Source organism: Novosphingobium rhizosphaerae, assembly GCF_050920675.1.
Classification (GTDB): domain Bacteria; phylum Pseudomonadota; class Alphaproteobacteria; order Sphingomonadales; family Sphingomonadaceae; genus Novosphingobium; species Novosphingobium rhizosphaerae.
Genome location: NZ_CP137861.1, coordinates 4290363 through 4312588, shown reverse-complemented (window position 1 = coordinate 4312588; position 22226 = coordinate 4290363). Strand labels below are relative to the sequence as shown.

Annotated in this window: 25 protein-coding genes; 6 read left to right on the top strand and 19 right to left on the bottom strand. The window is 66.3% G+C overall.

Features of this window, described 5'->3' with window-relative positions; translation table 11 throughout:
* The first annotated feature begins 34 nt into the window (after window positions 1-34).
* Window positions 35-1096, top strand: coding sequence for a DUF2332 domain-containing protein (locus tag R9J51_RS19650; protein WP_179505460.1), 1062 nt, complete (start codon window positions 35-37; stop codon window positions 1094-1096).
* Here R9J51_RS19650 and R9J51_RS19645 read toward each other — a convergent pair.
* The gene (locus tag R9J51_RS19645; RefSeq protein WP_179505459.1) at window positions 1087-2409 is read right to left on the bottom strand and encodes a low temperature requirement protein A; all 1323 of its coding nucleotides are present in this window, start codon (window positions 2407-2409) and stop codon (window positions 1087-1089) included. The two genes, R9J51_RS19650 and R9J51_RS19645, sit on opposite strands and share 10 nt — an antisense overlap.
* Window positions 2406-2678 (bottom strand): BolA family protein, encoded by a 273-nt coding sequence (locus tag R9J51_RS19640; RefSeq protein WP_168556614.1) that lies wholly within the window; start codon window positions 2676-2678, stop codon window positions 2406-2408. The genes R9J51_RS19645 and R9J51_RS19640 overlap by 4 nt, the downstream gene beginning before the upstream one ends.
* A gap of 39 nt (window positions 2679-2717) precedes the next feature.
* On the opposite strand from R9J51_RS19640, the gene R9J51_RS19635 reads away from it, so the two are divergent.
* Window positions 2718-3308 carry a J domain-containing protein gene (locus tag R9J51_RS19635; RefSeq protein ID WP_179505458.1) on the top strand — a complete coding sequence of 197 codons (591 nt, stop codon included), beginning with the start codon at window positions 2718-2720 and terminating at the stop codon, window positions 3306-3308.
* A gap of 72 nt (window positions 3309-3380) precedes the next feature.
* Here R9J51_RS19635 and R9J51_RS19630 read toward each other — a convergent pair whose 3' ends face one another.
* From R9J51_RS19630 to R9J51_RS19600, 7 genes are all read right to left on the bottom strand, one after another.
* A complete protein-coding gene (locus tag R9J51_RS19630; RefSeq protein WP_246866165.1) occupies window positions 3381-3587 on the bottom strand; it encodes a hypothetical protein in 207 nt (68 codons plus the stop codon).
* 5 nt (window positions 3588-3592) lie between these two features.
* Window positions 3593-3949 (bottom strand): hypothetical protein, encoded by a 357-nt coding sequence (locus tag R9J51_RS19625; protein ID WP_168556616.1) that lies wholly within the window; start codon window positions 3947-3949, stop codon window positions 3593-3595.
* Between the two features lie 157 nt (window positions 3950-4106).
* Complete coding sequence (locus R9J51_RS19620; protein WP_218843512.1) at window positions 4107-4730, bottom strand: hypothetical protein; 624 nt, start codon at window positions 4728-4730, stop codon at window positions 4107-4109.
* A gap of 313 nt (window positions 4731-5043) precedes the next feature.
* Complete coding sequence (locus tag R9J51_RS19615) at window positions 5044-6177, bottom strand: acyltransferase family protein (RefSeq protein WP_179505456.1); 1134 nt, start codon at window positions 6175-6177, stop codon at window positions 5044-5046.
* A gap of 405 nt (window positions 6178-6582) precedes the next feature.
* Window positions 6583-7026, bottom strand: coding sequence for an SRPBCC domain-containing protein (locus tag R9J51_RS19610; RefSeq protein ID WP_168556619.1), 444 nt, complete (start codon window positions 7024-7026; stop codon window positions 6583-6585).
* A gap of 13 nt (window positions 7027-7039) precedes the next feature.
* Window positions 7040-7516, bottom strand: coding sequence for a VOC family protein (locus tag R9J51_RS19605; protein ID WP_168556620.1), 477 nt, complete (start codon window positions 7514-7516; stop codon window positions 7040-7042).
* Window positions 7517-7519: 3 nt separating this feature from the next.
* Entirely contained in the window at window positions 7520-8332 is an 813-nt protein-coding gene (locus tag R9J51_RS19600) for a VOC family protein (protein ID WP_179505455.1), read from the bottom strand.
* A gap of 208 nt (window positions 8333-8540) precedes the next feature.
* On the opposite strand from R9J51_RS19600, the gene cobS reads away from it, so the two are divergent.
* Window positions 8541-9533, top strand: a complete 993-nt coding sequence (gene cobS / locus R9J51_RS19595; RefSeq protein ID WP_168556622.1) for a cobaltochelatase subunit CobS — start codon at window positions 8541-8543, stop codon at window positions 9531-9533.
* A 97-nt stretch (window positions 9534-9630) separates the two neighbouring features.
* Here the strand turns inward: cobS and truA are convergent, their stop codons facing one another.
* On the bottom strand, window positions 9631-10380 hold the full coding sequence (truA, locus tag R9J51_RS19590; RefSeq protein ID WP_179505454.1) for a tRNA pseudouridine(38-40) synthase TruA: 750 nt from the start codon (window positions 10378-10380) through the stop codon (window positions 9631-9633).
* Entirely contained in the window at window positions 10380-11285 is a 906-nt protein-coding gene (gene fmt, locus R9J51_RS19585) for a methionyl-tRNA formyltransferase (protein ID WP_179505453.1), read from the bottom strand. The genes truA and fmt overlap by 1 nt, the downstream gene beginning before the upstream one ends.
* Window positions 11286-11335: 50 nt before the next feature.
* Between fmt and recR the strand changes: the two genes are divergently transcribed.
* Window positions 11336-11929, top strand: coding sequence for a recombination mediator RecR (gene recR / locus R9J51_RS19580; RefSeq protein WP_168556625.1), 594 nt, complete (start codon window positions 11336-11338; stop codon window positions 11927-11929).
* Between the two features lie 136 nt (window positions 11930-12065).
* Here the strand turns inward: recR and R9J51_RS19575 are convergent, their stop codons facing one another.
* The 7 genes from R9J51_RS19575 to R9J51_RS19545 form a co-directional block, all read right to left on the bottom strand.
* The gene (locus tag R9J51_RS19575; protein ID WP_179505452.1) at window positions 12066-12869 is read right to left on the bottom strand and encodes a TrmH family RNA methyltransferase; all 804 of its coding nucleotides are present in this window, start codon (window positions 12867-12869) and stop codon (window positions 12066-12068) included.
* Between the two features lie 40 nt (window positions 12870-12909).
* Complete coding sequence (locus R9J51_RS19570; RefSeq protein ID WP_168556627.1) at window positions 12910-13206, bottom strand: HPr family phosphocarrier protein; 297 nt, start codon at window positions 13204-13206, stop codon at window positions 12910-12912.
* A gap of 54 nt (window positions 13207-13260) precedes the next feature.
* Window positions 13261-13665, bottom strand: a complete 405-nt coding sequence (locus R9J51_RS19565; protein WP_022677184.1) for a PTS sugar transporter subunit IIA — start codon at window positions 13663-13665, stop codon at window positions 13261-13263.
* Between the two features lie 196 nt (window positions 13666-13861).
* Window positions 13862-14824 carry an RNase adapter RapZ gene (gene rapZ, locus R9J51_RS19560; RefSeq protein ID WP_168556987.1) on the bottom strand — a complete coding sequence of 321 codons (963 nt, stop codon included), beginning with the start codon at window positions 14822-14824 and terminating at the stop codon, window positions 13862-13864.
* A gap of 83 nt (window positions 14825-14907) precedes the next feature.
* Window positions 14908-15372 (bottom strand): HPr kinase/phosphatase C-terminal domain-containing protein, encoded by a 465-nt coding sequence (locus R9J51_RS19555; RefSeq protein WP_179505451.1) that lies wholly within the window; start codon window positions 15370-15372, stop codon window positions 14908-14910.
* On the bottom strand, window positions 15369-16988 hold the full coding sequence (locus tag R9J51_RS19550; RefSeq protein WP_179505450.1) for an ATP-binding protein: 1620 nt from the start codon (window positions 16986-16988) through the stop codon (window positions 15369-15371). The genes R9J51_RS19555 and R9J51_RS19550 overlap by 4 nt, the downstream gene beginning before the upstream one ends.
* Window positions 16985-17770, bottom strand: coding sequence for a response regulator transcription factor (locus R9J51_RS19545; protein WP_179505449.1), 786 nt, complete (start codon window positions 17768-17770; stop codon window positions 16985-16987). The genes R9J51_RS19550 and R9J51_RS19545 overlap by 4 nt, the downstream gene beginning before the upstream one ends.
* 351 nt (window positions 17771-18121) lie before the next feature.
* On the opposite strand from R9J51_RS19545, the gene R9J51_RS19540 reads away from it, so the two are divergent.
* Both R9J51_RS19540 and R9J51_RS19535 read left to right on the top strand, forming a co-directional pair.
* On the top strand, window positions 18122-19726 hold the full coding sequence (locus R9J51_RS19540) for a phosphoenolpyruvate carboxykinase (RefSeq protein ID WP_168556631.1): 1605 nt from the start codon (window positions 18122-18124) through the stop codon (window positions 19724-19726).
* A gap of 182 nt (window positions 19727-19908) precedes the next feature.
* Window positions 19909-21444, top strand: coding sequence for a hypothetical protein (locus R9J51_RS19535; RefSeq protein WP_432787685.1), 1536 nt, complete (start codon window positions 19909-19911; stop codon window positions 21442-21444).
* Window positions 21445-21512: 68 nt separating this feature from the next.
* On the opposite strand, the gene R9J51_RS19530 is transcribed toward R9J51_RS19535, so the two are convergent.
* Window positions 21513-22169 (bottom strand): alpha/beta hydrolase, encoded by a 657-nt coding sequence (locus R9J51_RS19530; protein ID WP_022677177.1) that lies wholly within the window; start codon window positions 22167-22169, stop codon window positions 21513-21515.
* Between the last annotated feature and the right edge of the window lie 57 nt (window positions 22170-22226).

Here is a 22226-nt window from a genome sequence, read left to right as displayed (position 1 = left end):
GCCCCTATGGCAAGCGCGAGAAAAGGGCAACCTCATGGCTTCGATCATGGATATCGCTTCGGTCGAACAGGCCATTGCCTGGCAGGCAGACCACGCCACCAAGAACGGCGCGCCGGCGACCGGCCGGGTGGTGCGGGCGCAACTGCCGCTGCTCACCGATGGCAGCGCGGTGGGCGCGCGCATGGCGGCCTGGCCGGGCAAGCCATTGGAAGATGCACTGCCCCTGCGGCTGACCGGCGGGTTGCACAACCTGGTGCTGACCGGCGCGGACACGCGCCTGGCCGCCGTCTATCGCGGCGAAGAGACCGACCAGGACGCGATCGATGCCCTTGTGGGCGATCTGGCCCGCCGGTTCGAAACCCGGCTGCTGCCCTGGCTTGACGGCCCGCCGCAGACCAACGAGGCGGGGCGGTCTGCCTCGATCATGGCTGGGCTGTTGTGGCTTTCAGCGCGGGTGGGGCCGCGTTTCGTGCTGCACGAGCTGGGCGCAAGCGCGGGGGTCAACACGATGATGGATCGCTTTGCGTTCGATCTGGGCGGCACCCGCACCGGCCCGGCCGATTCGCCGCTGCGCCTGGCCCCGGAATGGCGCGGCGCGGGCCGGCCGCCCGAAGCGGCGGTAGATGTGCTGGCGATTTCCGGGTGCGACCGCGCCCCGATCGACCTGACCGATCCCGAGCAGGCGCTGCGGCTCAAAAGCTATGTCTGGGCCGAAGTGACCGAGCGGCTGGCGCGGCTGGACGCGGCCATCGCCCTGGCGCGGGTGCAGCGACCCGATGTGGTGGCGATGGACGCGGCCGATTATGTGGACCAGGTGCTGGCCGCGCCACAGCCCGAAGACAGCACGCGGGTGATCTATCATTCGATCGTCTGGCAGTACCTGCCGCCCGCCACCCAAGAGCGGATTGCAGCCGCCATCGCGGCCGCTGGCGCGCGCGCCACCCCGTCGCGGCGGCTGGCGTGGCTGGCGCTGGAAACCAACCGCGCCACCTTCCGCCACGAATTGACGCTACGCCTCTGGCCCGACCAGGGCGCGCCGGTGTGCCTGGCTGCAGCGCACGCCCACGGCGCCTGGGTCGAGTGGCTTCAGCCCTGAGCTTCCAGCGCGGCCGGGCCGCGGCGGTGATAGGATATCCATTCCCACACCGCCACGAGCAGGAGTGCCAGCACGGTGCTGCCCACGAACGCGGGTGAGGGCAGGCGGGTCAGCAGCGCCAGGCCCGCCAGCGCGATCAGCACGCCGCCGCCCACCCAGTGCGACAGCGGGAAATTGCCGTGCGGGCTGGACGGCCGCTTGAACAGGCCGGTGCCGGCCAGGAAGACCAGCAGGCCGCCGGCCTGGGTGGCCACCAGCGGCAGTGAAGCGGGTGCCAGCGGCTGTTCGAGGAGAAGGGCATCGGCCACTGCGGTGATGACGATGCCGCCCACGATCGGCATGTGCAGATAAGTATAGACGCTGCGCGCCAGGCGGCCGGGCTGGGCATGTTCGGCAATGTGGCGGGCACCGCGTTCGGCGCCGAGGTCGAAATAGATCCACCACATCAGCGCCGATCCGATAAAGGCCAGCACGAATGCCAGCGAGCGCGCGGGATCGGCGGTTTCCTGGGCAAAGCTGGTGCCGGTCACCACGATGCCTTCGCCCAGGGCGATGATGATGAACAGGGCGCAGCGCTCGGCCAGGTGGCTGCCGGAAATATCCCAGTCTTCCGGTGTGGAACGGCCCAGGCCCGGCACGAAAAAGCCCATGAACGGGCCGCCGTAATCAACTGCGAGCGCGGCTGCCCACCAGCCCAGGCGGGCCATCGGCGCATCGACCAGCGCCCCGGCCAGCCACAACGGTGCCGACGCCACGAACCACAGCGTGATCCGCGCCATGTTGCGCGCGCCACTGCTGCGCCAGCCCCCGCTGTGCCCTTGGGTGCCGCCGCTTTTCGCCATGGCCCAGGCGACAAAGCCGCTGCGCCCGATCTGCACCGCGATGTAGCATGCGGCAAACAGCACCGCGTCGCCGGTGCTGCCCCCGGCAAAGGCGCGCGGCATGGCCACGGCCATGCCCAGGCTGGCCAACATGGCAAACAGCAGCATGATCCGTACCGGTCCGCGTTCCGGGTTGGTCCAGTTCGCCGCCCAGGTGGTGAACATCCATGCCCACCACACGGCCAGGAACAGGACCAGCGCCTCGGCCAGGCCGGCCGGGGTCATGTGATGCAGCACGTTGTGGGAAAGCTGGGTTATCGCAAAGACATAGACCAGGTCGAAAAACAGCTCGAGATAGCTGACCGGGGCATGGCCGCCCTTGTGATCGCGCAAGAGCGACGATGGCGCGGGCACGCCGTCGGTTTCGGCTTTGGGCGCGGGCTTGCCGGCCTCGGCGATCGCCTCGGCCTCTTGCCTGGCTTTCTCGCTCATTCGCCCGGCGCGCGCGCGTGAATGGCAAGCGCATGAACGCGTTGCCCCGGCAGGTCGCCCAGGGCGCGGTTGACCAGGCGCTGGCGGCCAAGCCGGGAAACGCCGGCAAAGGCCGCGCTTTCGATCTCCACGGTGAAATGCGATTCACCCGTGCCGTCGTCGCCCATATGGCCGGCGTGATGGGCCGAATCGTTGGTGACCACCAGATGCGTGGGGGCAAGGGCGTCCACAAGTTTGCGTTCGATTTCCTGGGCGAGCGGGCCGGTCATGTCTTTCCTTTCGGGCGATGAGGCACCATGTGCAATGGCGTGAAGCATGACAAGTTCCATGGCCGCGTCACGGATACCGGGCGCTTGTGCAGTGCCCCGGGATGCAACGCATCGGGGGAATTCCGCGCGCCCGGCGTGCGCCCGCCCGGTTTCGATGGGCCCGGCGACTATCGCTGGTTCTGTTTGGACCATATTCGCGCGTTCAACGCCGGCTACGATTTCTTTGCCGGGATGAGCATGGATGAAATCCTGGCCGCGCAATCGCCGCTGGCCGGGTGGGACACCCACAGCCGTGCGTTCCGGCCCGACGCGGGGATCGACCAGGCGCCGCGCTGGGCCGATTTCGCCGATCCCCTGGAGGCGATCGCGCAACGCGCCCGTGCCCGCAAGGCCGATCACCAGGCCGCCCAGGAAGCCGCCCGGCGCGGTTTCAATGCGCAAGATCGCGCTGCGTTCGAAACGCTCAACCTGTCGCTCGACGCCGATCGCCATGCCCTGCGCCGCCGCTATGCCGATCTGGTCCGCCGCTATCACCCCGATCACAACGGCGGCGACCGCAGCCTGGAAGACAAGCTGCAACGCGTGGTCGCCGCCTATGACCACCTGCGGCAATCGGCTGCGTTTCGATAGGGCGGGCAAGGCGCGTCCCCCTCCGTCAGGCCGGCGGCCTGCCACCTCCCCCGCCAGGGGAGGATCTCGGCGTCAATCCGGCGCCTGGTGCGCCACTTCGATCATCGATGGGCCGCCCGAGACGGGGGTAAGCCACACCGCCAGGTCGGCCGCGATCAGGGCGGCCATGACCAGCATCAGTCCGGCGCGCTTGCGCTCGCCCCGGCGCCAGAAAAACACCGCGCCGCCGATCAAGGCCACGGTGGTCAGCACCAGTAGCGAAAGAACCGTGTCCATCATGGGATTTAGCTGAACAGGCCCTTGGCCAGACCGGCCAAATCGTTGATCGGGTTGCCATCGCCATCCTTGTCGAGGAACTGGCTGACCTGGCCCAGGGCATCGGGATGCTGGCCGAGGATGGAGGCGAATTGCGACAGTGCGCCTTCGCCGCCGATGTGGCCCACGATCTGTTGCAGCAGGCCCGCGTCGAGGCCAGTGTTGGCGGCGGCCGTCTCGATCGTGTCGCCCTTGGCCTGGTGGCCGGCCGCCAGCGCGGCAATCGCGGTTTCGGCCTGGGTGGGATCGATGCCCAGCTTGGCCGCCAGGTTCTTCACGTCAACCGCGCTGCTCACCTGGCCCAGGATGCTGTCGAACACGCTCATGGCATTGATCCCCTTGTGCGGGCGCGCCGGTGTGGCGCGCCTTGCCCGGTGATAGCGCGCGAGGGCTGCCTGGTGCCACAAAAAACGCCCCGCCGTGGTTAACGGCGGGGCGGGCAAGGTTGTCGCAGCCGGGGCATTGCGCCCAGGTGCGGGGCGATCAGATCGTGACGGTATCGTCGGCGATGATGTGGCTGAGTGTGAGCGCTTGCTGGTGGCCCAGGCCATCGTTGAGAATGAAGGTGGTGCCGTCAAAGCCGCTGGTGTTGACGAAGTAGCTGCCCAGCGTGGGGTTCGCCTTGAGATACGCAGCCAGGCGATTCACGTCGTCCTGCGAATCGAGAAAGGCCGATCCCGTGCCCTTCACCGTCAGGCCCAGGGCATTGAAGATCGTATCGAAGCCGGTGATGCGCACGACGTCGTGATCGGAAAAGTTGAGGTCTTCCACCGTCACCCACTGGTACACGGTCGAAACGCCATGGCCGCCGGTGAAGGCCAGCGCGGAAAATCCTTCGCCCGAGCGGAACACGAACTGGTCCGCGCCGGTGCCGCCGGTCAGCGCATCCTTGCCGCCGCCGCCCTTGAGGATATCGTTGCCATCGCCGCCATAGATGGCGTCGTTGCCGCCGCCGCCATAGAGCACGTCGTTGCCGGCGCCGCCGTCGATGATGTTCTTGCCCGAACCGCCGGTAACCACGTCGTCACCGCCGCCGGCGTTGATGATGTTGTTGCCCTTTGGCGCGGCGATGGTGTCGGCGCCGCTGGTGCCAGTGATAACTGCCATGTTCATTCTCCTTCATCCCGTCGTCAGACGGAAAGTTGAACCACAAGTATTTTTCGAGGATACCTTGTGGTCGGGAAGAACAGACCTGTTCCTCGGCCACGCAAGTCACTGTTGCGACCAGACTTGTCTTATTGGGTAATTCGGAAATCACCTTGATGTGCAAGGTGTGACTCGACGCCATCCTTGCCAAAACCATAACGCATTATTGCCATGCGGCGTGCCTGTGTTTCCCGTTCATATTGGCGCTTTCATGCCGTAACCATGCCAAGACAGGTTCAAACTGGAGCAAGTTTGGATGATCTGCACCTCTGCTTCAGCCATGGCGCATGGCCGCCGGTTGCCGCGTGGCACGGGCCAGGGCCATGCGATCGAACCAGCGGCCAAGCGCGGTACGGCAGGGTTCGTCCAGGCGCGTCAGCACCAGCCAGGCCGCCAGCAGCAGCGGTGGCACCAGCAGCAGCCCCGAGGCGCCCAGCGGCGCCCCATGCATCGCCCGCTTGGCTGCGCCGGACGCGATCGCCAGCAGCGGCACGTGGATGCCGTAGAGCGGATAGGAAACCCGGCCCAGCCAGGCGCCGCCGGGCACCGCGCGGTGTCGCCCGGCAGCCACCGCCACGACCAGCACGCAAGGCAGGAACACCATGGCAAGGAACAGCGTCCAGGGCAGGCGCTGCACCGGCAGCGCCATGGCATAGACCAGCGCGAGTGCGGCAACCGGCGCGGCGAGTGCGACCATCGACGGCAGCGACGCGCGCAGCCGATGCAACAGCAGCCCGCAGCCAAAGCCAAAGCACACGCGCGCCAATCCGCCATCGAGCGAGGATGCCTGCCAGCCCAGATCGAGCGTGCCGTGGCGCATGGCGCAGAGCACCAGAAGCGCGCCCGAAACGGCGACGCCCAAGGCCAGGATCGCCGTGCTGCGCCGCACCAGGAACGCGGCCCAGGCCAGGTTCGCCAGGATTTCGAAGAACAGGGACCACAAAGGGCCGTTGGCGGGGAACAGCTCCCACCCTGTGGCCACGCCATGCCAAAGCTTGGGCAGCACGAGCAGGTTCAGTGCATTGCCCAGCAGAACCTGGTCCAGCGGATCGGATCGATCGGGCGCCGCCAGGCAGCGGGCCACCAGGTAGAGCCCGCCTACGCCAGCGCCCAGCACGGCAACCGGGGCCATGCGCACCATCCGCCGCCGGGCAAAGCCACCCCAGTCCATTGCGCCGGCGGCCGCATGGCCGGCGCCGCCCAGCCGCGCCTCATAAGCCTCTGCCAAGACAAAGCCGCTGAGCATGAAGAAGAAATCGACCGCCAGATAGCCGTTGGGAAACAGCTGGACACCCCCGGCGCGCGTGCCGATGTGAAACAGGCAGACTGCCAGTGCGGCAATCCCGCGCATTTCGTCGAGCAGGGCGTAGCGCCCGCCGTGTCCGGCCTGCCTCCTTGCGGTGTTCATGCGCCAAGTGCCCCTTTGCCGCCGGCACAAGCCGGCAGCGTGACTGCCCGTTTCGTTGCGCCGCGATATCGCAGTGCACCGTCTGGGCAGGGCATGCGCGATCGTGACTAACGCATGATTAACCAAATGCACGGCAAGGACTCATACGGAATACTACTTAGGGTAAACCGTATTGTGCGGTGCGGAACGAAATATCTTTTTCGCCCAATGCTTTGTAATACTCGCCTTGGTGCACTTGCAGCCAAGCGGGCAGGCCCTCGCTTCGCATGGATAAGGGCTGCATCGGGCCTGGCGGTAAAGCGATCGAAAGCCGGCCATGCAGCGGCCAACGCGGGTGCACGCGGAGCAGGACGGGGCAAGCCGCGTACCTGGTCCGTTGCGGTCACTGGCCGATTCCGCCAGCCCTCATGCCGGCGCTTCGCATAGCGCCTGAAGCTGATCGGCGCAGGCATTCCAGCCGCTTTCAAAGCCCATGGCGGCGTGCTGCTCCATCGCTTCGGCCGTCCAGTGGCGCGCCGTGGCGGTATAGCGCGTGCCCGCACCATCCGGCGCGATTTCCCAGATGCCGATCATGAAGGGGCCTGCGGGGATGAAGCCTTCGGTTACGGCGTCGGTGACGACGAAGCGCGTCCCTTCATCCCAGGCCAGGAACAGACCTTCATGGGGCATGACTTCGCCATCGGGGCCGTACATGGTGATGGCCGCGCGGCCGCCGGGGCGCCGTTCCTGCACCACCACTTCGGCCCGCCAGGGGCGCGGGCACCACCATTCCTCCTGGCGGTTGGCCATCACGTTCCAGACCACGGCAGGCGGCGCGGCAATATGCCGGCTGATCGAAAGCGCATGCACGGGCGGTTCTCCTTCAACCACGGCGGGCAGCCTCAATCGCGGCGATGTCGATCTTGCCCATGGTCATCATCGCGGCAAACACGCGTTCCCGCACCGCGGGATCGGGATCGGCCATGCCGTCGGTCAGCGCGCGCGGCGTGATCTGCCAGGACAGGCCCCAGCGGTCCTTGCACCATCCACAGGCGCTTGCCTGCCCACCGTTGTCGATGATGGCCTGCCAATAGCGATCTGTTTCCTCCTGGGTTTCCGTGTGGACCTGGATGGAGAATGCCTCGCTATGCTTGAACTGCGGCCCCCCGTTGAGGCCGAAGCAGGACAGGCCCAGCACGGTGAATTCGACAGTGAGGACCTGGCCGGCGCGTCCACCTGGGAAATTGCCCGGCGCGCGATAGATGGTGCCCACTTCGCTGTCGGGAAACGTGGCGGCGTAAAACGTCGCTGCGTCCAGTGCCGTCCCGTCGTACCACAGGCACAGCGTCGCCTTGCTCATGGCTCAAGCCTCCCCGTCAGCCGGCTTGCGCGAAACGAGGCCGAGGAACGCCCCGGCCGGATCGCGTGCCTGAAGCATCAGGTCGTTTCCGGGCACCTCGTGCACGTCGCCCTCCAGCGTGCCGCCCAGCGCGGTCACCGCCTGGGCGGCAGCGTGCACATCGTCGACGCGAAAATAGGTGCGCCAGCCGATCGGCGCATCGTCGGACGGCCGTTTCATCATCGCGCCCACTGCACCCTGCAGTGGATGGGCGATGAACTGGTAATCGCCCAGCGGCCCCATCGGCATGGCATCGGGATAGGTGAAGCCGAAATGGCGGGCGTAGAATTCGCGCGCCGCGGCCAGGTCTGCCGTGAACAGCTCGTTCCAGGTGACCGCCTGGACCACGTCCATCGCATAGACGGGGGGCGGGGGTGTCGTCTGTCCTGCCGGGGGCGTGGGATCGATAAGGTAAAACGCCGCGCCCCACGGATCGGCCACCATGGCAAACGTGCCTTCGGCAATCGTCTGCGGCGGCATCAGCACATGGCCGCCATCGGCGGTAATCGCCGCCACGGTGGCCGGAACGCTATCGACCATCAGATAAGGCAGCCAGCGGGGGCGGGCCCCTGCTTCGATCATCGCCGGGCGCAACACCAGCATACCGCCCTGGTTGGCGCCGTCGGCGCGCCGGATATGGCGATAATCGATAGGCGCGGTTTCGTGATCGGGGGCGGGATCGTCGATCGTCCAGCCGATCACGCCCTGGTAGAACGCCTGCACCGCTTCCGGCGCATCGGTCATCACTTCGTACCACACGAACAGGCCCTGGGGCATGGCAACCTCTCTCCACCGCAACGGGAATGGCGATTCGTTCGCATTCGGTGCGCCATCCTATCACGGCTGGCGTTGGGGCATACCGTGGCCGGGGCAGGGTGCGCGAAAAGCAAGCCGGGCCAGCCAGGCATGCTCAAAAGAGTCCTGCCCCAAAGAGTCCTGCAAAGCATGTTGCGGCGCGGCGCGCGCGCGGATAGGCAGGGAATTGATGAGCGACACTTCCAATCTCGTGGCCCAGCCTGGCGCCACCACCGTCCTGCCCGCGCCCGATACCCAGGTTTCGGTGCGCGAGGTGTTTGGCATCGATATCGACATGATGGTGCCTGCCTTTTCCGTGGCCGACGAGCGCGTGCCCGATACCGATGACAACTATGTCTTCGATCCCGACACGACGCTTGCGATCCTGGCCGGCTTTGCCTTCAACCGCCGCGTCATGGTGCAGGGCTATCACGGCACCGGCAAATCCACCCATATCGAGCAGGTGGCCGCGCGCCTGAAGTGGCCCTGCGTGCGCATCAACCTGGACGCGCACATCAGCCGTATCGACCTGATCGGCCGCGACGCGATCGTGCTGCGCGATGGCCTGCAGGTGACCGAATTCCGCGAAGGCCTGCTGCCCTGGGCGCTGCAGACGCCGACGGCGCTGGTGTTCGACGAATACGACGCCGGCCGCCCCGACGTGATGTTCGTGATCCAGCGCGTGCTGGAAACCGAAGGCAAGCTGACGCTGCTCGACCAGAACCGGGTGATTCGCCCCAATCCGTTCTTCCGCCTGTTTGCCACGGCCAACACCGTGGGCCTGGGCGATACCTCGGGCCTCTATCACGGCACCCAGGCGATCAACCAGGGCCAGATGGACCGCTGGAACCTGGTGGTGGCGCTGAACTACCTGCCCGCCGAGACCGAGATCGACGTGGTCACCAAGAAGGTCCAGGGCCTTGACGCGCAGGTCATCGCGCAGATGGTCCGCGTGGCGGACCTGACGCGCAAGGGCTTCATGGCCGGCGACATTTCCACGGTGATGAGCCCGCGCACGGTGATCAGTTGGGCGCAGAACAGCCAGATCTTCAACGACGTGGGTTTTGCCTTCCGCCTCTCGTTCCTCAACAAGTGCGACGAGGCCGAGCGCGTGCTGGTGGCCGAATACTATCAGCGCGTGTTCGCCAAGGACCTGCCGGAGAGCGTCGCGCACAAGGCTTGAGCATTGAGGTGTCACCTCTCCCCTCCTCTTCAGAGGAGGGGGAGGGAACCGCCTATGCCGTTCGCCCTGAGCTCGTCGAAGCCCGCTTCGACCGCGCTCAATCCTCGCCCGGATAGACCGCTTTCACGAAATAGAGTCCCTCCGGCGGGGCATTGTGGCCCAGCCTTTGCCGGTCGCGCGCGTGGAGCGCTGCCACCAGATCGGCGCGCGTCCAGTGGCCCTGGCCGATCAGGCCCAGGCATCCCACCATCGAACGCACCTGGTGATGGAGAAAGCTGCGCGCGGCCGCTTCGATGATCACCATGTCGCCCTCGCGCCGCACATCGAGCCGGTCGAGCGTCTTGACGGGACTTGCCGCCTGGCAATGGACCGAGCGGAACGTGGTGAAATCGTGGTTGCCCACCAGTTCCTGCGCCGCATCGTGCATGGCTGTCGCATCGAGCGGGCGGGCAATGCGCCAGGCGCGCCCCGCATCGAGCGTCAGCGGCGCGCGGCGGTTGGCAATCCGGTATTCATAGGCGCGGCCCAGGCACGAAAAGCGGGCGTGCCAGTCATCGGGCACGACCTGGCAATCGAGCACGGCGATGGGATCGGGCTTCAACCGCGCGTTGAGCGCTTCGGACAGGCGGAACGGATCGAACGCGCGTGCTACGTCGATGTGCGCGCGCATGGCCAGCGCATGGACGCCGGTGTCGGTGCGCCCGGCGGCGTGGAGCGTGACCGGATGGCCCACGACCGATTCCGCCGCTTCTTCCACCGATTGCTGCACCGAAGGCCCGTGGGATTGGCGCTGCAGCCCCATGAACGGGCCGCCATCGAATTCCAGCGTGAGAGCGTAACGCGGCATCAGGCTAGCACCGTGCCGGCGGGAATGGCACGGCCGCGCAGCAGGGCGGCGGTGTCCATTGCCGGGCGGCCGGCACGCTGTACAGTCAACGGGCGCAGGGCGGCCTGGCCGCAGGCGATGGTCAGGGCATCGTCCAGCACCGTGCCGGGCGTGCCTTCACCATCTACTACCTGGGCGGCCAGCACGCGATAGCGTTCGCCCTCCAGTTCGAAAAACGCACCCGGCGCCGGGGCGAAGGCACGCACCTGGCGTTCCACCTGATCGGCTGGGGCGGTGAAATCGAGGCGGCTTTCTGCCTTGTCGACCTTGGCGGCATAAGTCACGCCGGCCTCGGGCTGCACTTCCGGTTCGAACGCGGGCAGGTCTGCCAGCACGCGCACCATCAGGTCTGCGCCCAGCGCCGCGAGTTCGGCGGTGAGGTCTCCGGCGGTCTTGCCGGTTACAGGCGTGGCCACGGTGGCCAGCATCGGCCCGGTATCGAGGCCGCGCTCCATCTGCATGATCGTGATGCCGGTGTGTACGTCACCTGCCAGGATCGCGCGCTGCACCGGCGCGGCGCCGCGCCAGCGCGGCAGCAGCGAGCCGTGGACGTTGAGGCAGCCTTGCGCGGGCGCGGACAGGATCGCCTGGGGCAGGATCAGGCCATAGGCCGCGACGACCGCCACATCGGCATGATGCGCGGCAAAGGCGGCCTGTTCCTCGGCGCCCTTGAGGCTCACCGGCGTGAACACCGGCAAACCGTGCCGTTCCGCCGCCAGGTGAACGGGGCTGGGCTGCAATTTCTTGCCCCGGCCGGCCGGGCGCGGCGGCTGGCTATAGACCGCCACCACCTCGTGTCCGGCGGCCACCAGCGCATCGAGCGTGGGCACGGCAAATTCGGGTGTGCCCATAAAGACAACACGCATCGGGCAAAGGGTCCTTTTCCTATCCTGCGCGCGGCCCTATCTGTCGCGCCATGGCATCGCAAGAGATCGAGGCGCTGGCGAGCGCACTGGCCCGTCTACCCGGCCTTGGCCCCCGCTCTGCGCGGCGGGCCGTGCTGTGGCTGATCAAGCGGCGGGAAAGCGCGCTGCCGCAGCTGCTGGTCGCGCTCGAACACGTGCGGGCAGGGCTGGTGGAATGCAGTGTGTGCGGCAATGTCGATACCAGCAATCCTTGCGGCATCTGCGCCGATCCGCGCCGCGATGCGCGCGCACTGTGCGTGGTGGAGGATGTCGCGGACCTGTGGGCGCTCGACCGCGCGCGGCTGTTCACCGGGCGCTATCATGTGCTCGGCGGGCGGCTTTCCGCGCTGGAAGGGGTGCGGCCGGAAGACCTGACGATCGGTCGATTGCTCGAACGTGTTCGAGCCGGGGGGATCGACGAGGTGGTGCTCGCCATGAACGCCACGCTGGAAGGGCAGACCACCGCGCACTACATCGCCGAGCGACTGGAAGACCTGCCGGTGCGGGTGACGCAGCTGGCCCATGGCCTGCCGGTCGGTGGGGAACTGGATTATATGGACGAAGGCACGCTGGCCCAGGCCTTGCGGGCGCGGCGGCCGGTTTAGGTGGGCTGTCGGGCGTTGCGCCAGGCCCTTCGACAGGCTCAGGACATGCCCTTCGACAGGCTCAGGGCGAACGGGGGCGGGGGATTTTTCCGTGAATGCCGTTCGGGCTGAGCTTGTCGAAGCCCCTGCGCCAGACTTATCCCTCCAGCCCGGCCAAGACCTCATAGGCCAGCACGGCCCCTGCCACGGCGGCGTTGAGGCTGTCGGCGCGGCCTTTCATCGGCATGGTCACGCGCAAGTCGCAGGCCAGTTCATAGTCTTCGGGCAATCCCCGCGATTCGTTGCCCACCATGATGAAGCAGGGGCCGGCATAAGGCGCCCCGCGATAGGGCACGGCCTCGCGCAGCGAGGCGGCGACGAGTTGGCCTGACCCGGCGCGCAGCCAGGGCAGGAATTCGTCCCAGCGGGCCTGGGCCAGGGATTGCGTGAAAATCGCGCCCATGCTGGCGCGCACGGCTTCGACCGAAAAGGGATCGACGCAATCGTCGAGCAGGATCAGTCCGCCTGCGCCAACTGCGTCGGCGGTGCGCAGCATGGTGCCGAGGTTGCCCGGATCGCGCATGGCCTGTGCCACCAGCCACAGCGGCGCGGCGCTGCGATCGATCTGGTCAAGCCCGGTGTCCCATTCGGCAAAGACGCCGGCCACGGCCTGGGGATTGTCCTTGCCGGTCACCTTGGCGAGGATATCGACCGGCAGTTCGATCACGTCGCCGCCGGCTGCTGCCACGGCCTGTTCCAGATCGGCCAGCAGGGGGTGCGCCTCGCGCCCTTGCGCCATCAGCAGGATTTCCGGAAGGCGCCCGCCCGCGCGGGCGTCGGTCAGCAGGCGCAGGCCTTCGGCCAGAAAGCGCTGCTCGCGCTTGCGGTGCTTCTTGTCGCGCAGGCTGCGCACGAACTTGACGGTGGGGTTGGAAAACCCAGTGATGACGCGGCGGGACATGGCATTGCCCATGCGTCAGCACGCAGCGATGGGCAAGGGTTCAGTCTTCCCCGAACCCGTCCTTGACGAGGCCGGCCAGCTTGAGCAGCACCTGCTCGGCCTCTTCCTCGGGGCCGGAGACCTCCACGTCGATCGAGTCGCCCTTGGCCGCGCCAAGCATCATCAGGCCCAGGATCGAGCCACCGGCCGCCTCGGTGCCGTCCTTGAACACCTTGACGTCGACGCCCGACGGCAGCTTGGCCACGGCGTTGACGAACTTGGCACTCGCGCGGGCATGCAGGCCGCGCTGGTTGACGATGGTGATCGTCTCTCGGGCAACGTAGCTTTGGCTCGACATCGGCGTTTCCTCTTCCCTGCCCGTCCCTGATGGCGTGTGTCGCGGCTGGAAAAATCAGGCGTCCTGGCCCAGGAATTCCGACGCGATCGTTATATAGTTGCGGCCAGCGTCGCGCGCGGCGGCGGTGGCATCGCGAACATTCATGCATCCGCGCGCCTTGGCAAGCCGGATCAGCATGGGCAGGTTGATGCCCGCGATCACTTCGACCCGCCCCGCCTGCATCAGCGAGATGGCCAGGTTCGAAGGGGTGCCCCCGAACAGGTCGGTCAGGATGATGACGCCTTCGCCGCTATCGACGCGGCGGATGGCATCGGCGATCTCCTTGCGGCGTCGCTCCATGTCGTCGTTGGGGCCGATACAGACGCCGATGACGTCCTGTTGTCGGCCCACGACATGTTCCATCGCGTGGATGAATTCGTCGGCAAGGGCACCATGGGTGACGAGAATCAGACCGATCATGAAGGGAACGGGCTCCGAAATGCAGCCTTACACGATGCCACGGCCAGGCTTAACAGAGCCTTGGCGAGCACCTGCGGGCTGCCAGAATGCTGGCATTCACAAGGCATGACTTTCAGACCGGTCCCATCCCTCAGGCGCAGGGCGTTGCTCGCCTGCATTGTCGTTGTCTTTGGTGTCTTAGTCACTGGCATCACTGTCACACCTGCACCGCTTGTGCGCCTTCCAACAGGTTGGCCCCCCGCGCGGCAAGGTTGCGGTGCAACAATGTGGGTGAAAAACCCGCATTGCGCAAGCCTTGTGCGATTTCTTCGGCCATGAACACCGAGCGGTGGCGCCCGCCGGTGCAACCGAAGGCGATGTTGACATAGGCTTTCCCCTGCGCGGCAAAGCGCGGCAGGAGAAGGAGGAGGAGGCCCAGAATCCGCTCGAAAGCCTCGGCAAAGGCGGGATCCTGGCGGATGTAGTCGCCCACTGGGGCATCCTTGCCGGTCATCGGGCGCAGTGTTTCGTCCCAATGCGGATTGTTGAGGAAGCGCATGTCGAACACCAGGTCGGCAAGCGGGGGCGTGCCGCGCGAGAAGCCGAAGCTGCTGATCGTGAGCGTGGTGCGACTCGGTGAGATCGCACCGAACTGCTGGCGGATAGCCTGCTGCAGATCGTTGGTGGTGAAATCGGTGGTGGATATGACCACGTCGGCCCAGCGGCGCAGCGGGGCGAGCAGGTCGCGCTCGGCCGCGATGCCGCTGGCGGCAGGCTTGTCCTCGCTCATCGGGTGGCGACGGCGCGTTTCGTTGTAGCGCCGCTCCAGTTCGGCCCCGCCGCAATCGAGGAACAGCGTCGTTACGGAAAGATTGGGCCGTGCGCTCAAGGCCTTGACCCGTTCGATGATCGCCTGCGGATCGAACCCGCGCGTGCGCGTGTCGAACCCGATCGCCAGCTGCGTGCCGTTATCGACGCCGCTCTCGGCGCGCGCCTGGCCTGGCTCGGTTTCCAAGAGGCGATCGAGCAGGCGGATCGGAAAATTATCGATCGCTTCCCAGCCCAAGTCTTCCAGCGTGCGCAGCGCGGTGGTTTTGCCCGCGCCCAGCAGGCCGGTAACGAGCAGGACGCGCTGGGGCGGAATGTGCTGCGGCGAATCCACAAGGGGCGGGGAAGACATTTCCTGGGCGACCATGGCGGACCTTTTGCGCGCAATGGGCGGCAAAGAAAAGTGCGGTTACGCGACGGTCTGGCCCAAAGGTTTCAGCAACCAGACGCACCGGTGCCGTTTTCCGGCGTCAGGCCATAGCGTTCCAGTGCCAGCATGGCGCGCAGTGCCAGCATCGGTGTCTCGGGCCAAAGCCGCAGCATGGGCAGGGCAACGCCGGCGCGCACCACGGTCTCGGCCGCCTCCACGAAACGCGGCGCCTGCGTGTCGAGCTGCAGCACCAGTGCCACCGGCGCCTGTTTCACGTGGTGAAACGGCAGCAGGCCGAGGTTGCGCACTTCGAGCAAGCCGGCGGTGTTGGGATGGGGCTGCGCGATCAACCCTTGGCCTGGCCCGCCGGGCAGCAAGACCAGTCCGTCATCGCCCACCAGCACGGCGCCGCGGTCGATCAGGGCAAGCGCCAGGCTGGATTTGCCGCTGCCCGGCGGGCCCTCGATCATCACCGCGCGCCCGCCGATCGCCACTGCGGTGGCCTGGTGAACAGTGCCTTTGCCGCTCATGCCAGGGCGTGCCCGGCATGGGGAAGCGCCAGCACCAGGCAGGCACCGGGCGCGCCATCGGGGCGGTCGATGATGGTCAGGCGGCCATCGTGCGCCTCGGCAATGGTGCGGGCGATGGCGAGGCCCAGGCCGCTATGCGCGCCAAAAGCCTCTTCGGCCGGGCGCACCGAATGGAAGCGCTCGAACACCTTGTCGCGCTCGCTGGCGGGAATGCCGGGGCCCTGGTCCGTAACGCTCAGCAGCACGCGCGAATCCTCGCCCTCGCTGCCCCATTCGGTCCACACCGTCACGTCCACCGTGCCGCCGGGCGGAGAAAACGACACGGCATTGTCCAGCAGGTTTTCCAGCACCCGTTCCAGCCGCATGGCATCGCCCACCACCATCGGCGCCAGGGGCGAATCGAGCGGTTGGTCCAGCCGGATGACCGCGCCCCCGCGCGTGTCGCGCGCGCCGCGCGCGCCCACCACTTGCGCGGCCAGACCGCCCAGATCGAGCCGCACGAACGTAGCGCGGCTCAATTCCGCGTCGATCCGGCTGGCATCGGCAATCTCGGTAATCAGCCGGTCGATGCGCTGCACGTCATGGGTGGCGATGGCGGTCAACTGCCGGCGCAGGGCGGGATCCTCCACCCGGTCGAGCGATTCGATGGCGCTGGCCAGGCTGGCGAGCGGGTTCTTCAATTCGTGGGCGACGTCGGCGGCAAAGCTTTCCACTGCGTCGATGCGATGGCGCAGCGCCATGGTCATGTCGGAAAAGGCGCGGGCGAGCATGCCGATCTCGTCGCCGCGTTCGGGCAGGCGCGGCACCACCACTTCGCGATCGCGCCCCAGCCGCACGCGCACCGCTGCCCGCACCAGCGCGCGCAGCGGCTGCACGATGGTGCGCGCCAGGAACAGCGAGAGCTGCACCGAGAGCATCAGGGCCAGGCCAATGATGATCACCAGCGTCTGGCGCGCATCGCGCACCGCCTGGGTGATATCCACCGCGTTGCGCATCGCCAGCAGCATCTGGCCGCCCGGTGGCCCCACCGGCGTGGCGGCGGTCAGCACCGGGGTGCGATCGGGTGCATAGCGCAAGTAGACCTGGGTGGAACCGGCCGCCTGGGCGCGCACCACTTCGGGCCAGTTGGCCGCGTCGGACGTGGGCGGTTCGGCATAGCGCTCCACCGGCGGCGCGCCGACGATGAAATCCACGCCGCGGTCGAGCAGGCGCGCGGCGTGCTGGTACCATGCCTCTCCGGCTGGATCGACGAGCGCAAAGCTGGGCGGCGCCAGGGCAAAGCTGTCTGCCTCCAGGCGGCCATGCCGGTCGAACAGGCGCAGCCGTAACCGCTGTTCGCGCCCGATCCGCACCAGCAGCGCCTTTTGCTGCGCCGCATTGCCGCCATCGAGCGCATCGGCGGCGATTTCCGCTTCGGCCCGCGCCAGCTTGAAGCGCTCCCCCAGCAACTGCGTGCGATAGCTGTCGAGATAGAAGAAGCTGCCCGCCAGCAGCGCCAGGGCAATGACGTTGACGGCGAGAATGCGCGTGGTGAGCGAAACGCCGCGCGGCCGCAACGCGCGGGGCACAAGCGCGCGCGTCGGGCGATCGGCGGGCTGGCCCGGCGGGGCTGTCATTCTTCGCTATAGCTGTAGCCAGCGCCGTAGAGCGTCTCGATCGCGGAAAACTGCGAATCGACGGCACGGAACTTGCGGCGCAGGCGCTTGATGTGGCTGTCGATGGTCCGATCATCGACGAACACGTCATCGTGATAGGCCGCGTTCATCAGCTGGTCGCGCGTGCGCACCACGCCGGGGCGCACTGCCAGCGCTTCCAGGATCAGGAATTCGGTGACGGTCAGCGAGACCAGCTTGCCGTTCCAGGTCACCACATGGCGGGCAGGGTCCATCACCAGCCGCCCGCGGCGGATCGGATCGGGCAGGGCTTCGGGCGCTTCGGCATCGGCGGCCACGATATCGCGGCGCACGATCTCGCTGCGTCGCAGGATGGCGCGGATGCGGGCCAGCAGCAGGCGCTGGCTGAACGGTTTGGCGATGTAATCGTCGGCGCCCATGGCCAGGCCCAGGGCTTCGTCCGCCTCGTCGTCCTTGCTGGTGAGGAAGATCACCGGCAGGTCGCTTTGTTCGCGCAGGCGGCGCAGCAATTCCAGTCCATCCATGCGCGGCATCTTGATGTCGCACACCGCCAGGTCGGGCGGATTGTCGAGCAGCGCTTTGAGCGCGTTGTCGCCGTCGGTGTAGAGGCGCGTAGCAAAGCCTTCGGTCTGCAGCGCGATCGATACCGTGGTAAGGATGTTGCGGTCGTCATCGACCAGCGCGATCGTGCGCCGCGGCTGGTCCTGCGCAACAGGCTGCCCGGCCGGCTGGGCAGCGGAATGCGGGGCAGAAGCGTTTTGCATGGGCGTGGCGGCGATCCTGCTGGCGTGGCTGCGCAGACTAGGCCCGGGCGCGCCAACTGGCAAGAAAGCGCGGTTCTGCGCATGGGGCCTTGCCCTCCCGCCGCCTCCCGCAGTTGAAAATTGTGCAACTTGCTGCGCAAAAATCTTGGGCGCTTCCGGTTTGACGTAGGGGAAGCGGTCAACTATCCGAACATAGAGTCGCGCATTCGTATTCGGCATTCGTATGCAAAGCCGCAAGACGGACGCGCGACAACGCTTGATACCGCGCTTTTGCAATCAACGGCCCGCGCGCCATCCGATCGCCCCACGGGGCCTGACGGCGCGGCATGGCCCACCTATGGGAGGCTTGTGATGTCCGCCAACAGCCTGAACATTTCCTTGTCCGCGCAGGGTTTTCCTGAACCTGCCGAGCTGTTTGCCAACCTCGGCACCGCCCCCTTGGTGGAACATGCGGTGAAGAACGGCGAAGGCGTCCTGGCCAAGGATGGCCCCTTCGTGGTCGCCACCGGCAAGCACACCGGCCGCTCGGCCAAGGACAAGTTCATCGTCCGTGATGCCGAAACCGAAAACACCGTATGGTGGGGCAAGACCAACGTGGGGATGACCCCGGCCCATTTCGCCGCGCTCAAGGAAGATTTCATTGCCGCGCTGGGCACCAAGGACAAGCTCTATGTGGCGGACCTGTTCGGTGGCTCGCAGGCGGAAAACCGCGTCAACGTGCGCGTGATCAACGAATTTGCCTGGCACAACCTGTTCATCCGCACGCTGCTGGTGCGCCCGACCAACGATGAACTCGCCGGCTTCGTGCCCGAATACACCATCATCGATCTGCCCAGCTTCCGTGCCGATCCGGCCCGCCATGGCTGCCGCACCGAAACCGTGATCGCGGTGAACTTCACCGAAAAGCTGATCCTCATCGGCGGCACCGCTTATGCCGGCGAAATGAAGAAGTCGGTCTTTGGCATTCTCAACTATCTGCTGCCGGCCAAGGGCGTGATGCCGATGCATTGCTCGGCCAACATCGGCCCCAATGGCGACACGGCGGTGTTCTTCGGTCTGTCGGGCACCGGCAAGACCACGCTTTCGGCCGATGCCAGCCGCACCCTGATCGGGGATGACGAACACGGCTGGTCCGATACGGCGGTCTTCAACTTCGAAGGCGGTTGCTATGCCAAGATGATCCGCCTTTCGGCCGAAGCCGAGCCGGAAATCTTTGCCACCACCAAGCGTTTCGGCACGGTGCTGGAAAACGTGGTGATCGATCCGGTCACGCGTGAGATCGACCTCGACGATGCCAGCCTGGCTGAAAACAGCCGTGGCTCCTATCCCATCGATTTCATTCCCAACGCTTCGGAAGAAAACCTCGGCCCGGTGCCGCAGAACCTCATTTTCCTGACCGCTGACGCCTATGGCGTGTTGCCCCCGATCGCGCGTCTGACGCCCGACCAGGCGATGTACCACTTCCTCTCGGGCTACACCGCGCGCGTGGCAGGCACCGAAATCGGCGTGACCGAACCGGAAGCCACGTTCTCCACCTGCTTTGGCGCGCCGTTCATGCCGCGCCACCCGTCGGTCTACGGCAACCTGCTCAAGGAACGCATTGCCAAGGGCGGGGTGAAGTGCTGGCTGGTCAACACCGGCTGGTCGGGCGGCAAGGCCACGCAGGAAGGCATCAAGCGCATGCCGATCAAGGCCACCCGTGCCCTGCTCAACGCCGCGCTCGATGGCAGCCTGAACAGCGCTGAATTCCGCGAAGATCCCAACTTCGGCTTCGAAGTGCCGGTGGAAGTGCCGGGCGTCGACACGCGCCTGCTCGATCCGCGCGGCGCCTGGGCCGATGCCGGCGAATACGACAAGACCGCGCAGGAACTGGTCAAGAAGTTCATCGACAACTTCGAACAGTTCGTGGAGCACGTGGACGAAAGCGTCCGCAAGGCAGCGCCCGTCTCGGCCTGATCCTTCGCGCTGCCCACGTGGCGCCTGCATTGCCCCCGGTGTGCCCTGGCACACCGGGGGTTTTGTGTTTCGACGGCCCCTCTTTGTCGGCGCGTTAACCATGCTCTTACCGTGTGTGCGCCATGGTCTGCCCGGGCAATCGTACGGGGCAATGCGTGGCAACGGCAGCAATGGAAGCAGGTGTGGCCAGTGATCGGGGGGCGCCTTGGCGACGGGCGGCATCACGCCTGCCGCGTTGGTGGCCCTATGCGCTTATCGCTTTGGTCACGCTGCTGATCCGGCTGCCGACCATCGGTAACCCGATTCTCGATTTCGACGAGCAACTCTATCTGCTGGTGGGCGATGGCATGTGGCATGGCCAATTGCCTTACGTCGACATGTGGGACCGCAAGCCACTTGGCCTGTTTGCATTCTATGCTGCCATCCGCCTGCTGGGTGGCGATGGCATTGTTCAATATCAGTTGGTCGCCGGAGCTTGCGTTGCAATCACGGCCTGCTTGATCCGCGCCATGGCGCGGCGCCACGCCTCGGAAACTGCGGCTGTTGTCGTTGCGATTGCCTATGTGCTGACGCTCAACGTGCTTCACGGCGCCGGTGGCCAAGCCGCGGTGATCTATAATGCGCTCACCGCGTTTGCGGTGTGGTGCGCATTCAACGCGAATGACGAGGAGCGTGCGGTGGCGGTGGCGCGCCAGGCCCTTGCTGCGATGCTGGCGATGGGCATCGCAATCCAGTTCAAATACACGCCCGTGATCGAAGGGATGTTCCTAGGCTGCTGGTTCCTTTGGCGCTTTTGGCGCTTGGGCGTAGCACCGACGCGGGTCGTCGCGCTGGCAACGGCCATGGTGTTGGCCGCTTTGGCGCCTACTGCACTCGCGATCGGCTGCTACGTGGCCAACGGCCATCTCGACGACTACATCTACGCAAACTTCGTTTCGATTTTTCGTCGTTTGCCGTTCTCGGCGCAAGTTCGCCATGATCAGGCGATGACGATCATCGCCATGGCCGGGGGCCTGATTGCCACCGGCCTGTGGGGCCTATGGCAAGGCCGGAAACGGCTGCACGATACGGCGCGCTCTGATTTCTGGCTGCTGGCCGGCTGGGTCGCCAGCGCCTTTGCCGGGTTCGCACTGCTCGGCGATTTCTTCGATTTCTATTTCATCACTGTTGCCTTGCCGCTGGCACTTGCTTCGGCCGGTGCGGTTCGACGCGGACCGCACGGGTTTGCGGCGGCTTGCCTGCTGCTGTTGTGGCCAGCGCTTGGAACGCCAGCCTATTACTTTCTGCGTGGCCATTATCAGCATGCCACAGCGCGGATGGTGGCGAGGATCCAGCCTTATGTTGTCGGACATCCCTTGTATGTCTACGACGGACCGGCTGTGCTCTATTTGCTGACCAAGGCGCAGGCGCCGACACGCTATATCTATCCCGATCATCTCAACAATCCGGTCGAGGCGATGGCACTGGGCGTGGATCCCGTGGTGGAAGAGCAACGCGTCCTTGCCGCGCGGCCCGGCGCCATTGTCACGGCAAGCCGCCCTGTAGTTCCCCATGTTGCACCCGGAACGCAGGCTTTGGTTCGCGCCGCGCTGGCCCGCGACTATGTCTTGGTGGATCGCGTGCCCACCTTCGACCGCACCTTTTTCATATGGGCAAGGCGCGATCTACACCCCGGCCCGGCACCGATCCACGATCCGCGCGCGGACAACCCGCAATAGGCCAACGAAAAGGCCCCGGCAGATCGCGCTGCCGGGGCCTCTTGCACATTAGCCCTGACGGGTGCCGATCAGCGGATCGGACAGTCCGGCGAAAGGCGGAAGTCTAGGTAGTTGTCGACCGACTTCATCATCTCGTCCAACTCGTTTTCATAGAAGTGGTTGGCGCGCGGGATTTCGTCGTGATGGATGGTGATGTGCTTTTGCGTGCGCAGCTTGTCGACCAGCTTCTGCACGGCGTTGGGCGTCACCACCGTATCGGCCGAACCCTGCACGATGATGCCCGAGGCCGGGCAGGGCGCCAGGAAGCTGAAGTCATACATGTTGGCCGGCGGCGAGACCGAGATAAAGCCGCGGATCTCGGGCCGGCGCATCAGCAATTGCATGCCGATCAGCGCGCCGAACGAATAGCCGGCAATCCACGTGGCCGAGGCTTCGGGATGGATCGACTGCACCCAATCGAGCGCGGCGGCGGCATCGGACAGTTCGCCCACGCCGTTGTCGAAGCTGCCCTGGCTGCGCCCCACGCCGCGGAAGTTGAAGCGCAGCGTGGCAAAGCCGCGCGCCACGAATGTCTTGTACAGCGCCTGGGTGACGCGGTCGTTCATCGTGCCCCCCGCCTGCGGGTGGGGGTGCAGGATCATGGCGACGGGCGCACGGCTGCGCGTGGCGGGTTGAAAGCGGCCTTCGAGGCGGCCTTCGGGACCGGGGAAGATGACTGCGGGCATCGTTGACCTGATGAACCTGTTGGCTGGCCCGAGACCCACTGTGCAAGGCCCTGTTTT

Bases quoted from the DNA above. Each gene is read 5' to 3' on its own strand.
- R9J51_RS19650 (WP_179505460.1), top strand. From the start codon at position 35: ATGGCTTCGATCATGGATATCGCTTCGGTCGAACAGGCCATTGCCTGG.
- R9J51_RS19645 (WP_179505459.1), bottom strand. From the start codon at position 2,409: ATGAGCGAGAAAGCCAGGCAAGAGGCCGAGGCGATCGCCGAGGCCGGC.
- R9J51_RS19640 (WP_168556614.1), bottom strand. From the start codon at position 2,678: ATGACCGGCCCGCTCGCCCAGGAAATCGAACGCAAACTTGTGGACGCC.
- R9J51_RS19630 (WP_246866165.1), bottom strand. From the start codon at position 3,587: ATGATGGACACGGTTCTTTCGCTACTGGTGCTGACCACCGTGGCCTTG.
- R9J51_RS19625 (WP_168556616.1), bottom strand. From the start codon at position 3,949: ATGAGCGTGTTCGACAGCATCCTGGGCCAGGTGAGCAGCGCGGTTGAC.
- R9J51_RS19620 (WP_218843512.1), bottom strand. From the start codon at position 4,730: ATGGCAGTTATCACTGGCACCAGCGGCGCCGACACCATCGCCGCGCCA.
- R9J51_RS19615 (WP_179505456.1), bottom strand. From the start codon at position 6,177: ATGAACACCGCAAGGAGGCAGGCCGGACACGGCGGGCGCTACGCCCTG.
- R9J51_RS19605 (WP_168556620.1), bottom strand. From the start codon at position 7,516: ATGAGCAAGGCGACGCTGTGCCTGTGGTACGACGGGACGGCACTGGAC.
- R9J51_RS19600 (WP_179505455.1), bottom strand. From the start codon at position 8,332: ATGCCCCAGGGCCTGTTCGTGTGGTACGAAGTGATGACCGATGCGCCG.
- cobS (WP_168556622.1), top strand. From the start codon at position 8,541: ATGAGCGACACTTCCAATCTCGTGGCCCAGCCTGGCGCCACCACCGTC.
- truA (WP_179505454.1), bottom strand. From the start codon at position 10,380: ATGCCGCGTTACGCTCTCACGCTGGAATTCGATGGCGGCCCGTTCATG.
- fmt (WP_179505453.1), bottom strand. From the start codon at position 11,285: ATGCGTGTTGTCTTTATGGGCACACCCGAATTTGCCGTGCCCACGCTC.
- recR (WP_168556625.1), top strand. From the start codon at position 11,336: ATGGCATCGCAAGAGATCGAGGCGCTGGCGAGCGCACTGGCCCGTCTA.
- R9J51_RS19575 (WP_179505452.1), bottom strand. From the start codon at position 12,869: ATGTCCCGCCGCGTCATCACTGGGTTTTCCAACCCCACCGTCAAGTTC.
- R9J51_RS19570 (WP_168556627.1), bottom strand. From the start codon at position 13,206: ATGTCGAGCCAAAGCTACGTTGCCCGAGAGACGATCACCATCGTCAAC.
- R9J51_RS19565 (WP_022677184.1), bottom strand. From the start codon at position 13,665: ATGATCGGTCTGATTCTCGTCACCCATGGTGCCCTTGCCGACGAATTC.
- rapZ (WP_168556987.1), bottom strand. From the start codon at position 14,824: ATGTCTTCCCCGCCCCTTGTGGATTCGCCGCAGCACATTCCGCCCCAG.
- R9J51_RS19555 (WP_179505451.1), bottom strand. From the start codon at position 15,372: ATGAGCGGCAAAGGCACTGTTCACCAGGCCACCGCAGTGGCGATCGGC.
- R9J51_RS19550 (WP_179505450.1), bottom strand. From the start codon at position 16,988: ATGACAGCCCCGCCGGGCCAGCCCGCCGATCGCCCGACGCGCGCGCTT.
- R9J51_RS19545 (WP_179505449.1), bottom strand. From the start codon at position 17,770: ATGCAAAACGCTTCTGCCCCGCATTCCGCTGCCCAGCCGGCCGGGCAG.
- R9J51_RS19540 (WP_168556631.1), top strand. From the start codon at position 18,122: ATGTCCGCCAACAGCCTGAACATTTCCTTGTCCGCGCAGGGTTTTCCT.
- R9J51_RS19530 (WP_022677177.1), bottom strand. From the start codon at position 22,169: ATGCCCGCAGTCATCTTCCCCGGTCCCGAAGGCCGCCTCGAAGGCCGC.